Genomic DNA, 13,963 nt, shown 5'->3' with positions numbered 1-13,963 from the left:
GCGTAGGGTCTCGGCATGAACTCGAGCATGGTCGACTGGGACCTCGCGGTGTCGCTGGGCTCGCGCCTGGCGGGTGAGGGCCCTGACGTGACCCGCGCCGAGGCGGAGCGCGCGGTCGCCGAGCTCCGTGCCGGGGCCGACCGGTCGACCGGCCTCGTCCGCGAGTTCACCGGACTCGTCGCGGCCGAGCGCACGGCACCCGTCCTGATCGTGGACCGGCCCGGCTGGGTGCAGGCCAACGCCGACGGCTTCGCCACCATCCTCGCGCCCGTGATCGAGAAGCTCGCCTCCAAGAAGGGCCCCCCGAGCGGGCTGTCCCTGGCGATCGGCTCCCGGGTGACCGGGGCCGAGGTCGGTGCGCTGCTCGGGTTCCTGGCCGGCAAGGTCCTCGGCCAGTTCGACCCCTTCCACGACCCCTCCGGCCGGCTGCTGCTGGTCGCGCCCAACATCGTGCACGTCGAGCGCGAGCTCGACGTCGACCCGACCGACTTCCGGCTCTGGGTCTGCCTCCACGAGGAGACCCACCGGGTCCAGTTCACCGCCGTCCCGTGGATGCGCGACCACCTCTTCGGCGAGATGCAGGCCATCGCGGAGACGATGGAGCCGAGCCGGTTCCTCGACGACGGCATCAAGCGGATCACCGAGGCGCTGAAGGGTGGCCGCGAGAGCGGCCAGAGCCTCATCGACATCATCGGGACGCCCGAGCAGAAGGAGATCGTCGACCGGGTCACCGGCGTCATGTCCCTGCTCGAGGGCCACGCCGACGTCGTGATGGACGGCGTCGGGCCGTCGGTCATCCCCTCCGTCGAGCACATCCGCCGCCGCTTCAACGAGCGCCGCAAGGGCGTCGGCACCCTCGACAAGATCCTGCGTCGCCTGCTGGGCCTCGACGCCAAGATGGCGCAGTACCGCGACGGGGCCGCCTTCGTGCGCGGCGTCGTGGACAAGGTCGGCATGGACGACTTCAACGCCGTCTGGGAGCGCCCGGAGAACCTTCCCTCGAAGGCCGAGATCACCGACCACGCCGCCTGGATGGCCCGCGTCCTCTGACCCGACAGACCTGACCGGATCCGACCGCATGAGCCTGCACCCCGCCGTCGCCGCCGTCCGCCTCGGCGTACGCCGGAGCCTGGCCGACCTGCCGCCCGGAGCGACCGTCGTGGTCGCCTGCTCCGGGGGCGCCGACTCCCTGGCGCTGCTCGCGGCCACGGTCTTCGAGGCCGGCAAGGGCGGCTGGCACGTCGTCGGCGCCACCGTCGACCACGGGCTGCAGGAGGGTTCGGACGAGCGGGCCGCACGCGTCGTGGCCCAGATGGCGGAGCTCGGGGCGGCGGAGACCTTCTCGGCGCGGGTGCGCGTCGAGGGGGGCGGGCTCGGCCCCGAGGCGGCCGCCCGCGAGGCCCGCTACGCCGTCCTCGACGAGATCGCCCAGCGGGTGGGGGCCGGGGCGGTGCTGCTCGGCCACACGCGTGACGACCAGGCCGAGACCGTCCTGCTGGGCCTGACCCGCGGGTCCGGGGGCCGCTCGCTCGCCGGCATGCGCCGCGCCTTCGACCGCTACCGCCGCCCCCTCCTCGACGTGGCCCGCGCCGACACGGTCACCGCCTGCGAGGTGGAGGGCATCGTCTTCTGGAGCGACCCGCACAATGACGACCCGCGCTTCACCCGCTCCCGCATCCGCACCCGCGTCCTGCCGCTCCTCGAGGACGAGCTCGGGCCCGGCGTCGCGGAGACCCTGGCCCGCACCGCCGACCAGCTCCGCGTCGACATGGAGCACCTCGACGACCTCGCCGACGACCTGCTCCTCGCCGCAGCCCGCCCCGACGGGCTCGACCTCGACGTCCTCGAGCCCGCCCCCACCGCCGTACGCCGTCGGGTGCTGCGCCTCGCCGCCCTCGCCGCCGGCTCCCCGGCCGCGGAGCTCTTCCACGACCACGTCCTCGCCATGGACGCCCTGGTCACCGGATGGCGCGGCCAGAAGTGGATCGACCTGCCCGGACACCTGCGGCTGGTCCGTGCCGAGAGGCTGCTGGCCTTTCGACGATCCGAGTGACCCGTTCGGGCCATTCACGACGATTTCCCGGAAATCGGGGTTGCGCCTCCCTAGCGTCACTCGATGGCACCACTGCCACGAGAGGAACCGTCATGGGGAAGCACCGCACCGCCGTCGTCCTGACCGCCCTGGCGCTGTCGCTGCTGGGCGTCGCCCCCGCGCAGGCAGACGACGCCAACCTCCCCCTGATCCAGGGAGTCGTCGTGGACCAGTTCGGCAATGCCGTGGACAACGTCAACGTGGAGGCCACCCGCCCGACGGGCGAGGTCGCCGCCTCGTCCCTCACCTATGCGAGCCAGTGGCCCCACGGCCCCCAGCACGGCTACTTCTTCCTCGCGGTCGGACACAAGGGTGACTTCGCGCTCACCTTCGAGCGGTCGGGCTTCGCGCCGCTCGAGATGGACGACGTCCTGGTCAAGCGGCGCCTCCAGCGGGTGTCGCTCGGTGAGATCACGATGACCAGGCTGGTCCCGACGACCACGACCGCCACCCTCACCGACGACTCGATCCCGGTCGGCGACCGGGGCGAGGTGACCTTCAAGACCGTCAGCAAGCAGGTCACGCCCGTCCCGGGCGAGGCCAAGGTGACCGTCGACGGCGACAAGGTCGACACCGTGACGCTGAAGAAGGGTGCGGGCAGGCTGACGCTGCCCAGGCTGGGCGCCGGCACCCACGACGTCCAGGTCCTGTTCCTGGGCGACCCCGACACGGGCGTGCTGCCCTCGAAGTCCAAGGCCGTGGAGCTCACCGTCACCAAGAAGAAGAAGCACCACCACCGCTTCGTCGCCCGCCCGAACGCCTGGTGACCCCCTGATCTAGGCTGCTCGGCATGGACGCGTCCCACGTGGAGAACGACCTCGTCAACGTGCTCTTCACCGAGGCCCAGATCCAGGGTCGCCTCGCGGAGCTGGCCAAGGAGATCGAGGCCGACTACGACGGCAAGGAGCTGCTGATCGTCGGCATCCTCCGCGGTGCCGTGATGGTCATGGCCGACCTGGCCCGCAGCTTCGGCCGCCACGTCGAGATGGACTGGATGGCGGTGTCGTCCTACGGGTCGGGCACCAAGTCCAGCGGTGTCGTCCGGATCCTCAAGGACCTCGACACCGACATCTCCGGGCGCCACGTCGTCATCGTCGACGAGATCATCGACACCGGCCTCACGCTGTCGTGGCTCACCTCCAACCTGACCTCGCGCAACCCCGCGAGCGTCGAGATCTGCACCCTCCTGCGCAAGCCCGAGGCCCTGCAGATGCCCGTCGACGTCAAGTACGTCGGCTGGGACATCCCCAACGAGTTCGTGGTCGGCTACGGCCTCGACTACCGCGAGAAGTACCGCAACCTGCGCGACATCGGGACGCTGGCCCCCCACGTCTACTCCTGAGCCGGGCACCGAGCCGGGCACCGAAATCGGCTCCGCCGCCCCCGGGCTGGCGTCGCCTGCGAGAATGTCGGTAGCCGACGGGCGTGTACCGTCGACCGTTCAGATCAACGCGTCCGAGAGAAGCCTGTGAAGCGCATATTCAAGGGTCCCTGGCTGTGGATCGTCCTTGCCGTCGTGGGCGTCCTGCTCGCCCTGCAGTACCTCGCGCCCAACGGCGGGTACGACGAGGTCGCCACGTCCACCATGAGCGAGTACATCGCCAAGGGTGAGGTCAGCGAGGTCACCTTCGTCGACGGTGACCAGCAGATCAAGGCCACGCTGGACGACAGCGTCGACCGGTCCGGTGGCAACAAGATCACGACGTACTGGATCGACGGCACCCAGCAGACCTTCCAGGACGCCGTCCAGGCCCAGGTCGACAAGGGCACGATCGAGAAGTACACCGACGAGGTCGCCAAGCCGAGCCTCATCGGGTCGATCCTGGCCACCCTGCTGCCGTTCGCGCTGATCATCCTGCTGTTCCTGTTCCTGATGAACCAGGTCCAGGGCGGCGGCGGCCGCGGCGTCATGCAGTTCGCCAAGTCCCGCGCCAAGCTGATCTCCAAGGACATGCCGAAGACGACGTTCTCCGACGTCGCCGGCTGCGAGGAGGCCATCGAGGAGCTCGGCGAGATCAAGGAGTTCCTCCAGGAGCCCGCCAAGTTCCAGGCCGTCGGCGCCAAGATCCCCAAGGGCGTGCTGCTCTACGGTCCTCCGGGCACCGGCAAGACCCTGCTCGCGCGCGCCGTCGCCGGCGAGGCCGGCGTCCCCTTCTACTCCATCTCCGGCTCCGACTTCGTCGAGATGTTCGTGGGTGTCGGCGCCAGCCGGGTCCGCGACCTGTTCGAGCAGGCCAAGGAGAACGCCCCGGCCATCGTCTTCATCGACGAGATCGACGCCGTCGGTCGCCACCGTGGCGCCGGCATGGGCGGCGGCCACGACGAGCGCGAGCAGACCCTCAACCAGCTTCTCGTCGAGATGGACGGCTTCGACGTCCGCGGCGGCGTCATCCTGATCGCCGCGACCAACCGTCCCGACGTGCTCGACCCGGCACTGCTGCGCCCGGGCCGCTTCGACCGCCAGATCCAGGTCGACGCCCCGGACCTCAACGGCCGCCACATGATCCTCAAGGTGCACTCGCGCGGGAAGCCGATGGCCCCCGACATCGACCTGCTCTCGATCGCCCGGCGCACCCCCGGATTCACCGGCGCCGACCTGGCCAACGTGCTCAACGAGGCCGCGCTGCTCACCGCGCGCGGCAACCAGAAGCTCATCACCGACGCGTCGCTGGACGAGGCGATCGACCGGGTGATCGCGGGTCCGCAGCGCCGCACCCGCCTGATGAGCGAGAAGGAGAAGCTGATCACGGCCTACCACGAGGGCGGCCACGCCCTGGTGGCCGCGGCGCTCCCCGGCACCGACCCGGTCCACAAGATCACGATCCTGCCGCGCGGCCGGGCGCTGGGCTACACCATGGTGCTGCCCGACGAGGACAAGTACTCCCAGACCCGTTCGGAGATGCTCGACAAGCTCGCGTACATGCTGGGCGGCCGGGCCGCGGAGGAGATGATCTTCCACGACCCGACGACCGGTGCCGGCAACGACATCGAGAAGGCCACCTCGCTGGCCCGGGCCATGGTCACCCAGTACGGCATGACCGAGCGCCTCGGCGCGATCAAGCTGGGCGAGTCCAACTCCGAGCCGTTCCTGGGCCGCGACTTCGGGCACCAGCGCAACTACTCCGAGGACGTCGCCGCGATCGTCGACGAGGAGACCAAGAAGTTCCTCGCGACCGCCCACCAGGAGGCCTTCGACATCCTCGAGGAGAACCGCGACGTGCTCGACGCGCTCGTCCTGGCCCTCCTCGACAAGGAGACCCTCGACAAGGCCGAGGTGGCCGCCGTCTTCGAGCCGCTGCGCCGACGCCCCGCGCGCCCGGCCTGGACCGGCTCCCCGGACCGCAACCCCTCCGAGCTGCCGCCGGTCGAGGTGCCGCAGGAGATCCGTGACCGGGCCGCCGCCAACGGCGCCTCCCACGGCCACGAGGCCGGTGCGGGCGCGATCATCACGCCCCCCGGCTCCGGTGGCGACGTGCACGGCCAGCCCGGCCTGGGCAACGACTCGGGACTGCCGAACGCCTAGCCATGACCGACAGGATCCACGCGGTGGAGCGCGCTCCCGAGGACGTGCCCCCCTTCGACCACGCCCGCGCCGAGGCGGCCGTCCGCGAGCTGCTCTACGCGATCGGGGAGGACCCCGAGCGTGAGGGGCTGCTCGAGACCCCGGCCCGGGTCGCCCGGGCCTACGCCGAGCTCACCAGCGGCCTGCACCTGCGGCCCGAGGACGTCCTCACCACGACCTTCGACATCGGCCACGACGAGATGGTCCTGGTCCGTGACATCGAGCTCTGGTCGATGTGCGAGCACCACCTCGTCCCCTTCACCGGTGTCGCGCACGTCGGCTACATCCCGGCGGAGACCGGCAAGATCACCGGGCTGTCGAAGCTGGCCCGGCTCGTCGACGTCTACGCCAAGCGCCCGCAGGTCCAGGAGCGGCTGACGACCCAGGTCGCCGACGCCGCCATGAAGATCCTCGAGGCGCGCGGAGTGATCGTCGTGATCGAGGCCGAGCACCTCTGCATGACGATGCGGGGCGTGCGCAAGGCCGGCGCCCGCACCATCACCTCGGCGGTCCGCGGCATGATGCACAACGCCGCCACCCGCTCCGAGGCGATGGCGCTCATCCACCGCAACCGGTGAGTCCGTCGATGTCCCCGGGGATCCTCGCGCCGATCGGCCGGCCCCGGCTGATGGGCGTCGTCAACGTCACCCCCGACTCGTTCTCCGACGGGGGCCGGTGGCTGGAGTCCGACGCCGCGATCGAGCACGGCCGCGAGCTGCTGGCCGACGGTGCCGACGTCCTGGACATCGGCGGGGAGTCGACGCGGCCCGGCGCGACCCGGCCACTGGTCGAGGAGGAGCTGGAGCGCGTCGTCCCGGTGATCACCGCGCTCGCCGCCGAGGGGGCCGTCGTCTCGGTGGACACGATGCGCGCCGAGGTGGCCGAGGCCGCGGTGGCGGCCGGCGCCACGATCGTCAACGACGTGTCCGGCGGACTCGCCGACGAGCGGATGCTGGCGGTCGTCGCCGACGCCGGGGTCGCCTACGTGGCGATGCACTGGCGGGCCCACAGCGAGCACATGGCCGACTTCGCGACGTACGACGCCCCCGGCGGCATCGTCCGTGCCGTGCGCGACGAGCTGGCCCGGCGCGTCGATGCCGCCGTCGCCGCGGGGGTCGAGGCCGACCGGATCGTGCTCGACCCGGGGCTCGGTTTCGCCAAGCAGGGCGAGCAGAACTGGCAGCTGCTCCGCGGCCTGGGCGAGGTCCTGTCCCTGGGCCACCCGGTGCTGGTGGGCGCGAGCCGCAAGTCGTTCCTCGGGACGCTGCTGGGCGACGAGCACGGGCCCCGTCCCGTCGACCAGCGCGAGGCCGCCAACGTCGCCCTGACCGTCGAGCTGGCCAGGGTCGGTGTGTGGGGCATCCGCGTCCACGACGTACGGTCCAGCCACGACGCGCTGCGCGTCGTCCACCGCCTGCACGACCCGCGACAGGAAGGCCAGGAGTGACCGACGAGCTCGCCGTCCTCGGCATCGAGTGCTACGGCCACCACGGCGTCTTCGACTTCGAACGACGCGAGGGCCAGACGTTCGTGATCGATCTCGCACTGGGCATCGACACCACGCCTGCGGCCGCCTCGGACGACTTGCGCGACACCGTCGACTACGGAAGTCTCGTTGCCTCGGTGCAAGCCGCCGTGGAGAACGATCCGGTCGACCTGATCGAGACCCTGGCCCAGCGGATCGCGGGTGTCTGCCTCTTGGACATTCGTGTTGAATGGGTGCGGGTCACGGTCCACAAGCCGGATGCACCCATCGAGGCGACGTTCGCGGACGTCGCCCTGACGATCACCCGAACACGTGAGGGCGAGAAGTGACTGAGACCCCCAACCCCAACATCATCGACGCGGACACGCTCACTGGTGAGATGCGCCCGATCCGCCGTGCGGTGCTGGCACTGGGGTCCAACCTGGGTGAGCGGCTGACGGCCCTGCAGGGCGCCGTCAACGCGATCGCGGACACGCCGGACGTGTGGGTCACCGGCGTCTCGCCGGTCTACGAGACCGAGCCCGTGGACTGCCCCGAGGACGCCAAGAACTACCTCAACGCCGTCGTCACCGTGGACACCACGCTGGCCGCGACGCGCCTGATGGACCGCGCCCTGGCCATCGAGGACGCCTTCGAGCGCGAGCGCAGCGAGGTCAAGAACGCGCCCCGCACCCTCGACGTCGACCTGATCGTGGTCGGCGACCGCCGCAGCGACGAGCCCGCCCTGCGCCTGCCGCACCCGCGTGCCGCCGAGCGTGCCTTCGTGCTGCAGCCGTGGTTCGACCTCGAGCCCGACGCCGAGTTCCCCGAGCTCGGTCCGGTCGCGCTCCTCCTCGAGAAGGCCGACAGCAGCGGCGTGACGCGTCGGGACGACCTGACGCTCGAGATCCAGTGACGGCCGACCCGCCCGAGGGGGAACCCTCGGGTGGGCACCTCCGCCCGACGTCCGGTGGCGTCCTCGTCGGGTGGGCGCTCGCCGGCCTCGTCGGGGGCTGGCTCCTCCACGGGTACGCCGAGCGCTACATGGCGGCCGCCCCCGTCGTCACCTGGGCCCAACCGCTGGCCCTGCTCCTGGTCGCCGCCATCCTCGGGACGACCGCGTGGCTGACCTACCGCTCGGTCCACGTCCACCGCCAGCGGCCCGAGGCGCACCGGATGGTCAACCGACTGGTCCTGGCCCGCGCCTGCGCGCTGGTCGGGGCCCTCATGGCCGGGGGGTACGCCGGCTACGCGCTGTCCTGGCTGGGGGTCCAGAGCGACCTCGCCTCCCAGCGTGCCTGGCGGTCCGCGGCCGCTGCGGTCGCCGGTGTGGCGATCGCCATCACAGCGGTGCTCCTCGAGCGAGCGTGTCGCGTCGGTTCCGACGGTGACGACACCTAACCTGCTTTCATGCCTTCCCCTCAGTCTCGAGCCCCCAAGGCTCGTCGTCGGCAGCGGAGCACCCGCCTCACTGTTGCCGTCGCGCTCATCGTGATCTCGGCGCTGGTCGTCCTCGGCGCCGTCCTCAGCGGCTCGTGGTTGCTGGTCGCCGTCGCTGCCGTGCTCGGCGTCGTCCTCGGCGCCGCGGCCACCCGCATCACCCACTCCGAGCTGATGGAGACCCGACGTGAGGCGGCCCGCGACCGGGCCGAGCAGGCACAGGCCTACCGCGACCTGACCGTCACCCGCACCGCCGAGCACGCGGAGTTCTCCGCGGCCATGCAGGCCCGCATCGACGCCCACGAGCACTCCATCTCCGAGCTCGAGGTCGCGCTCACCTCGGCCCAGAAGCGGGCCGCCGAGGCCACCCGCAAGATGAACGCCGAGGCCCGCCGCGCCGACGTCGCCGAGACCGAGGGCCGCGACGTCACGGTCCGTCTCGACGAGGCCGAGGAGCGCGCCGCCGAGGCGATCGTCCGGGTGGCCGAGCTGGAGCAGGAGATCGACGTACTCCGTGCCGAGCTGGACGCCTGGCTCTCCACCGGGGTCCGCCGCCACGCCTGAGCAGGCCTCCCGGGGCTGAGACCCAGACCACGCCGACCCGTCCGCTGCACGCGGGCGGGTCGGTTGTTCTTGCCGGGTACGGCAGAATCCGCAGGGTGATCCCCGAGGACAGCAGGTTCGAGAGTGACCCCGACGTCGTCCTGGAGGAGACGCTCGAGGAGTCGGGCCTCCCGAAGGGCTGGACGGTGGGCACGCCCGACCCGTCCGACCGCTTCGACGTCGCCCGCCTGACGCAGCTGCTGCGCGGCCACGAGCGCGAGGGCCGCGGCTGGGCCGCCTCCGGCGTCGACGACGTCATGGTCGAGGTCTCCGAGCACGGCCTCCGGATGCGCGAGAACGTCGTCGTCCGCGACGGCCACGGCGAGATCCGGGCCTGGGGCAGCGTCCACGACCGGGCCGCCGGCCGGATGCTGTTCGTGCACATCGTCGAGCGCGGGATCCCCGACAAGGTCTCCGACGCCTGCTCCGACGTGCTCTTCGAGTGGGCGGTGGGCCAGGCGAAGGCCGTGGGCGCGGCCCGCGGCCTCGACGTGCAGCAGATCGACACCGGTGCGTTCGCCGACGACGAGCGGCAGCACCGCTGGCTGTCCGGCGCCGGCTTCGAGCGGGTCCGCACCTGGTGGCAGATGACCCGTCCGGTCACCCCCGACGAGGCCGACCTGACCGGCGACCCCGACCACTGGGAGAAGGACGGCGTGACGTTCCGCCTGGTCCGCCGCCAGGGCTCGGGCATGCCCGACGAGGACGACCTCCGTGAGCTGCACGAGGTGCTCGAGGGCGCCTTCGTGGACCACTTCAACCACTACGAGGAGACCTTCGAGGAGTTCGTGCACCGGCTCCGCGAGGACCCCGGCCACCGCTGGGACCACTGGTGGCTGGCCGAGCTCACCGACGGTGAGGGCCCGCAGCCGGTCGGCTGCCTGGTCGGCACGGTCTCGGAGAGCGCCCAGGGCCCCGACGGCTCGTACGTCGCCTACCTCGGCGTCCTCGAGGCCGCCCGCGGCCGCGGCGTGGCCAAGGGCCTGCTCCGCACGATCATCGCCGACGCCGCCGCGCGTGGCCGCGACCGCGTCGGCCTCGAGGTCGACGCCGACTCCCCGACCGGCGCCGCCGGGCTCTACACGTCCATGGGCTGGAAGACGAAGTACGTCACCGAGTCCTGGCATCGGGATGTGCCGGTCGACCTGGCGTGAGGAACGAACGCCGGGTCGCTGTCCGGCCAGGTTGAGCAAGCCCCGCGACCGAGGAACGAGGTCGCGACGGGCGCGTCGAAACCCATGAGGTGGGCAGCCGCAGTTCCCTCGGGCACCCTCAGTCGGCCAGCGACGCCCGCAACGCCCGATGGATCCCGTTGGGCGTCAGGACACCCACGAACTGAGCACCCTGCTTGACCCCGAGCATCGGCCGGTCGTCCCGCAGCAGGACCGCGAGGGCCTCCTCGAGCGTGGAGGAGACATCGATGGCGGCGCCCAGGTCGCCCATGCTCACGCCGTCGAGCGGCTCGAGGTGGGCGGGGTCGATGGGGGTGACGGCGAGCCGACGCAGGCCGCGCGTCGAGCCCACGAAGTCGGCCACGAAGTCGTCGGCCGGACGGCCGAGCAGCTCGGCGGGGGTGGCGTACTGGGCGAGCCGGCCGCCGGCGGCGAACACCGCCACGCGGTCGCCCATCTTCACGGCCTCGTCGATGTCGTGGGTGACCAGCACGACGGTCTTGCCCAGGTCGCGCTGCAGTCGCAGGAACTCGTCCTGCAGTCGCACCCGCACGATCGGGTCGACGGCGCCGAAGGGCTCGTCCATCAGCAGCACCGGCGGGTCCGCGGCCAGCGCGCGGGCCACGCCGACCCGCTGGCGCTGACCGCCGGAGAGCTGGTGCGGGAAGCGGTCGGCGTACGTCGCGGGGTCCAGGCCCACCAGCGCCATCAGCTCCTCGGCCCGCGCCCGGGCGGTGGCCTTCGACTCGCCGTACAGCAGCGGGACGGTCATGACGTTGGTCAGGATCCGCTGGTGCGGGAAGAGCCCGACCTGCTGGATGACGTAGCCGATGCCGCGGCGCAGCTTGACCGGGTCGACCCGCGTGACGTCGCGTCCGTCGATCTCGATCGTGCCGGTGGTCGGCTCGATCAGCCGGTTGATCATCTTCAGGGTCGTGGACTTGCCGCACCCGGACGGCCCGACGAGCACGACCAACTCGCCCGCCTCGACGTCGAGGTCGAGGGACTGCACCGCCACGGTGCCGTCGTCGTAGGTCTTGCCCACCCCGGCCAGTCGGATCATCGGCTGCTCGTCCCGGAGCCGGTAACGTCCATGCCGTGACCCTACTCGCGCAGGTGGCGACCGCTGCGCAGCCGAGCTGCTACAGCCGCCTGACCAACGAGTGGTTCTGCGGCCAGTACCTCCACGACCGCCGTGCCGACATCGTCGACGCGACCGTGCAGCACCTCCAGATCACGGTGTACGCCGTGGCGCTGGGCATCGCGATCGCCTTCCCGTTGGCGCTGCTGGCTCGCCGCCTGCCGCGCCTGGAGACGACCATCCTGGGCGCCAGCACCGCGCTCTACACGATCCCGTCGCTGGCACTGCTGCCACTGCTCGTGCCCTTCACCGGCCTGGAGATGCGGACCGTCGTGATCGGGCTGGCGCTGTATGCGCTCACGATCCTGGTCCGCAGCATGCTCGAGGGGCTGCGCTCGGTCCCCGACGACGTGCGCGAGTCGGCGGTCGGGCTCGGCTACGGCGCCTCACGGCTGCTGCTGCGGGTCGAGCTGCCCCTGGCGCTGCCGGTGATGATGGCCGGGCTCCGCGTCGCGACCGTCTCGACCGTCGCGCTGACCACCGTCGGCACCCTCGTGTCCTACGGGGGACTGGGCAACCTGATCTCGGACGGGGTGTTCACCAACTTCCGGGCCGAGCTGATGGCGGCGGCCATCCTGTGCGTCGTCCTCGCGGTGGTCCTCGACCTCCTGATCGTGCTGGTCCAGTGGCTGCTGACCCCCTGGACCCGGGGAGCTCAAGCATGAGGGTCTTCAGCGACACCTGGGCCTACCTCAGCGCCGGCTCGAGCTGGACCGGCGACCGCGGCCTGCTGCACCTGATGCTCCAGCAGCTCCTCCTCACCGGCACCGCCCTCGTCATCGCCCTGGTGCTGGGCCTGCCGCTGGCCCTGTGGCTGGGCCACCTCGGCCGCGGCGGCCTCCTCGCCGTCAACATCTCCAACGTCGGCCGGGCGGTCCCGACCTTCGCCCTGCTCGCCCTCTTCGTCACCGCCGACTTCCCCGGGACCCGCGAGTTCGGGCCCTACGGGCGCGCCGGCCTGGCGACCCTGCTGGCACTGGCGTTGTTCGCGCTGCCACCGATCATCACCAACGCGTACGTCGCGGTGCGTGAGGTGCCCGCCGACGTGAAGCAGGCCGCGGACGGCATGGGCATGACCGGACTGCAGAAGTTCCGACGGGTCGAGCTCCCCCTCGCCACGCCCCTCGTCCTCTCCGGGATCCGGCTCGCGCTGGTGCAGGTCTGGGCCACCGCGACCATCGCCGCCCTGGTCGCCGGACCCGGCCTGGGCCGGGTCATCACCGACGGCTTCGCCCGCAACGAGTTCGGCAAGGGCATCGCCGGCGCCGTCGTCGTCGCCGTCGTCGCCCTGGTCCTCGAGCTCGTCGCCGCAGCGGCCCAGCGGGCGCTCGACCCGGTGCCGCGCGCGCCGAGACGCAATCGTGACGGCGGAATGTCCGGGGGACGTCCTAGTGTTGCAGCGTCGGACGCCGAATCCGTCGGCGCCTGAGCGCCGTTCCCAGCACCACCGGACACGCGCGGGCCGGACCCGCGGGACACAGAAGGTAGAAGCCCATGAAGCTCCGACGTTCCCTGCTGACGGTGCTTTCCGTCGGCTCGATCCTGCTCGCCACCGCGTGCGCGGGTGACAACCTCTCGTCCAAGGACACCTCGTCCAGCTCGCCGTCGAGCGCCGACCAGGGCGACCTGACGATCGCCAGCCAGAGCTTCGGGGAGGCCGCGCTCGTCGCGGAGATGTACAACCAGCTCCTGACCAAGGCCGGCTACCACGTCGACGTGAAGCTGGTCGACAGCCGCGACGCCTACATCGGGATCTTCCCCAAGAGCGTCGACGTCGTCCCTGAATACGTCGGCGGCATCGTCAACGAGCTCAACGCCCGGGCCAACGGCGACAAGGCCAAGCCCTTCGAGGCCGGCGACGGCGCCCAGCTCGCCGCCGACGGCAAGAAGCTGCTCGACGACGCGGGCATCACGCTGCTCGACGTCTCGTCGGCGACCGACACCAACGCCTTCTTCGTCACCCAGAAGTACTCCGACGACAACGGCGTCACCAAGCTGTCCGACCTGTCCGGCAAGTCCGTGGTCCTCGCGGCGGCCGACGACTGCGAGGGCCGTCTCGACTGCGAGGCAGGCCTGTCCGACGACTACGGCATCACGATCAGCAAGATCCTGCCGCTGGGCTACGCCAGCGACCAGACCTACAAGTCCGTGATCGACGGCGAGTCCCAGCTGGGCGAGACGAGCACGACCGACGGCACCCTCGCCTCCCAGGGCCTGGTGGTCCTCGAGGACGACCAGCAGATCCAGCCGGCCCAGAACCTCGTCCCCGCCGTCGGCACCCAGTTCCTGGCCGACCACCCGGACGTCGCCGATGTCCTCAACCCGCTGATGGCCGCGCTGACGACCGAGAAGCTCACCGAGCTCAACGGCCGGATCTCGGTGGACCGTGAGGACCCGAAGGCCGTGGCCACGGACTTCCTCACCTCCGAGGGCCTGCTCTGAGGATCGCCTGATGGCTGGCTGGACCACCCGGGCGGCTGGTCCAGCC

Annotated in this window: 16 protein-coding genes; 15 read left to right on the top strand and 1 reads right to left on the bottom strand. The window is 71.3% G+C overall.

From position 1 onward, the window contains the following. Positions 1-15: 15 nt before the first annotated feature. The 12 genes from EJF31_RS08690 to EJF31_RS08635 all read left to right on the top strand — a co-directional run bounded on the left by EJF31_RS08690 (position 16) and on the right by EJF31_RS08635 (position 10,316). Positions 16-1,050 (top strand): zinc-dependent metalloprotease, encoded by a 1,035-nt coding sequence (locus EJF31_RS08690; RefSeq protein WP_260430720.1) that lies wholly within the window; start codon positions 16-18, stop codon positions 1,048-1,050. Positions 1,051-1,078: 28 nt separating this feature from the next. Then, positions 1,079-2,053 (top strand): tRNA lysidine(34) synthetase TilS, encoded by a 975-nt coding sequence (gene tilS, locus EJF31_RS08685; protein ID WP_125036680.1) that lies wholly within the window; start codon positions 1,079-1,081, stop codon positions 2,051-2,053. A 92-nt stretch (positions 2,054-2,145) separates the two neighbouring features. Continuing rightward, positions 2,146-2,859, top strand: a complete 714-nt coding sequence (locus EJF31_RS08680) for a hypothetical protein (RefSeq protein WP_125036679.1) — start codon at positions 2,146-2,148, stop codon at positions 2,857-2,859. A 23-nt stretch (positions 2,860-2,882) separates the two neighbouring features. After that, positions 2,883-3,434, top strand: a complete 552-nt coding sequence (gene hpt / locus EJF31_RS08675; protein WP_125036678.1) for a hypoxanthine phosphoribosyltransferase — start codon at positions 2,883-2,885, stop codon at positions 3,432-3,434. Between the two features lie 126 nt (positions 3,435-3,560). Then, the gene (gene ftsH, locus EJF31_RS08670; RefSeq protein ID WP_125036677.1) at positions 3,561-5,615 is read left to right on the top strand and encodes an ATP-dependent zinc metalloprotease FtsH; all 2,055 of its coding nucleotides are present in this window, start codon (positions 3,561-3,563) and stop codon (positions 5,613-5,615) included. A gap of 2 nt (positions 5,616-5,617) precedes the next feature. After that, complete coding sequence (folE, locus tag EJF31_RS08665) at positions 5,618-6,232, top strand: GTP cyclohydrolase I FolE (protein WP_125036676.1); 615 nt, start codon at positions 5,618-5,620, stop codon at positions 6,230-6,232. A gap of 8 nt (positions 6,233-6,240) precedes the next feature. After that, positions 6,241-7,101 (top strand): dihydropteroate synthase, encoded by an 861-nt coding sequence (gene folP / locus EJF31_RS08660; RefSeq protein ID WP_125036675.1) that lies wholly within the window; start codon positions 6,241-6,243, stop codon positions 7,099-7,101. Then, positions 7,098-7,469 (top strand): dihydroneopterin aldolase, encoded by a 372-nt coding sequence (gene folB / locus EJF31_RS08655; protein ID WP_125036674.1) that lies wholly within the window; start codon positions 7,098-7,100, stop codon positions 7,467-7,469. Before folP ends, folB begins: the two co-directional genes overlap by 4 nt. After that, positions 7,466-8,035, top strand: coding sequence for a 2-amino-4-hydroxy-6-hydroxymethyldihydropteridine diphosphokinase (folK, locus tag EJF31_RS08650; protein ID WP_125036673.1), 570 nt, complete (start codon positions 7,466-7,468; stop codon positions 8,033-8,035). The genes folB and folK overlap by 4 nt, the downstream gene beginning before the upstream one ends. Beyond that, entirely contained in the window at positions 8,032-8,520 is a 489-nt protein-coding gene (locus EJF31_RS08645) for a DUF3180 domain-containing protein (protein ID WP_125036672.1), read from the top strand. The genes folK and EJF31_RS08645 overlap by 4 nt, the downstream gene beginning before the upstream one ends. Positions 8,521-8,529: 9 nt before the next feature. Beyond that, positions 8,530-9,123, top strand: a complete 594-nt coding sequence (locus EJF31_RS08640; RefSeq protein WP_125036671.1) for a hypothetical protein — start codon at positions 8,530-8,532, stop codon at positions 9,121-9,123. Positions 9,124-9,218: 95 nt separating this feature from the next. Further along, complete coding sequence (locus tag EJF31_RS08635) at positions 9,219-10,316, top strand: GNAT family N-acetyltransferase (RefSeq protein WP_221767505.1); 1,098 nt, start codon at positions 9,219-9,221, stop codon at positions 10,314-10,316. Between the two features lie 118 nt (positions 10,317-10,434). Here the strand turns inward: EJF31_RS08635 and EJF31_RS08630 are convergent, their stop codons facing one another. Continuing rightward, positions 10,435-11,397, bottom strand: coding sequence for an ABC transporter ATP-binding protein (locus tag EJF31_RS08630; RefSeq protein WP_125036670.1), 963 nt, complete (start codon positions 11,395-11,397; stop codon positions 10,435-10,437). Between the two features lie 35 nt (positions 11,398-11,432). On the opposite strand from EJF31_RS08630, the gene EJF31_RS08625 reads away from it, so the two are divergent. The 3 genes from EJF31_RS08625 (at position 11,433) to EJF31_RS08615 (ending at position 13,917) form a co-directional block, all read left to right on the top strand. Then, positions 11,433-12,140 carry an ABC transporter permease gene (locus EJF31_RS08625; protein WP_125036669.1) on the top strand — a complete coding sequence of 236 codons (708 nt, stop codon included), beginning with the start codon at positions 11,433-11,435 and terminating at the stop codon, positions 12,138-12,140. Beyond that, positions 12,137-12,904, top strand: a complete 768-nt coding sequence (locus EJF31_RS08620) for an ABC transporter permease (protein WP_125036668.1) — start codon at positions 12,137-12,139, stop codon at positions 12,902-12,904. The genes EJF31_RS08625 and EJF31_RS08620 overlap by 4 nt, the downstream gene beginning before the upstream one ends. 65 nt (positions 12,905-12,969) lie before the next feature. Then, entirely contained in the window at positions 12,970-13,917 is a 948-nt protein-coding gene (locus EJF31_RS08615; protein WP_125036667.1) for an ABC transporter substrate-binding protein, read from the top strand. Positions 13,918-13,963 lie beyond the last annotated feature (46 nt).

The sequence above is a fragment of the Nocardioides sp. LS1 genome, assembly GCF_003865225.1.
Classification (GTDB): Bacteria; Actinomycetota; Actinomycetes; order Propionibacteriales; family Nocardioidaceae; genus Nocardioides; species Nocardioides ginsengisegetis.
Note: the sequence above shows the minus strand (reverse complement) of the source record. Positions and strands in the feature narration are given on the sequence as shown.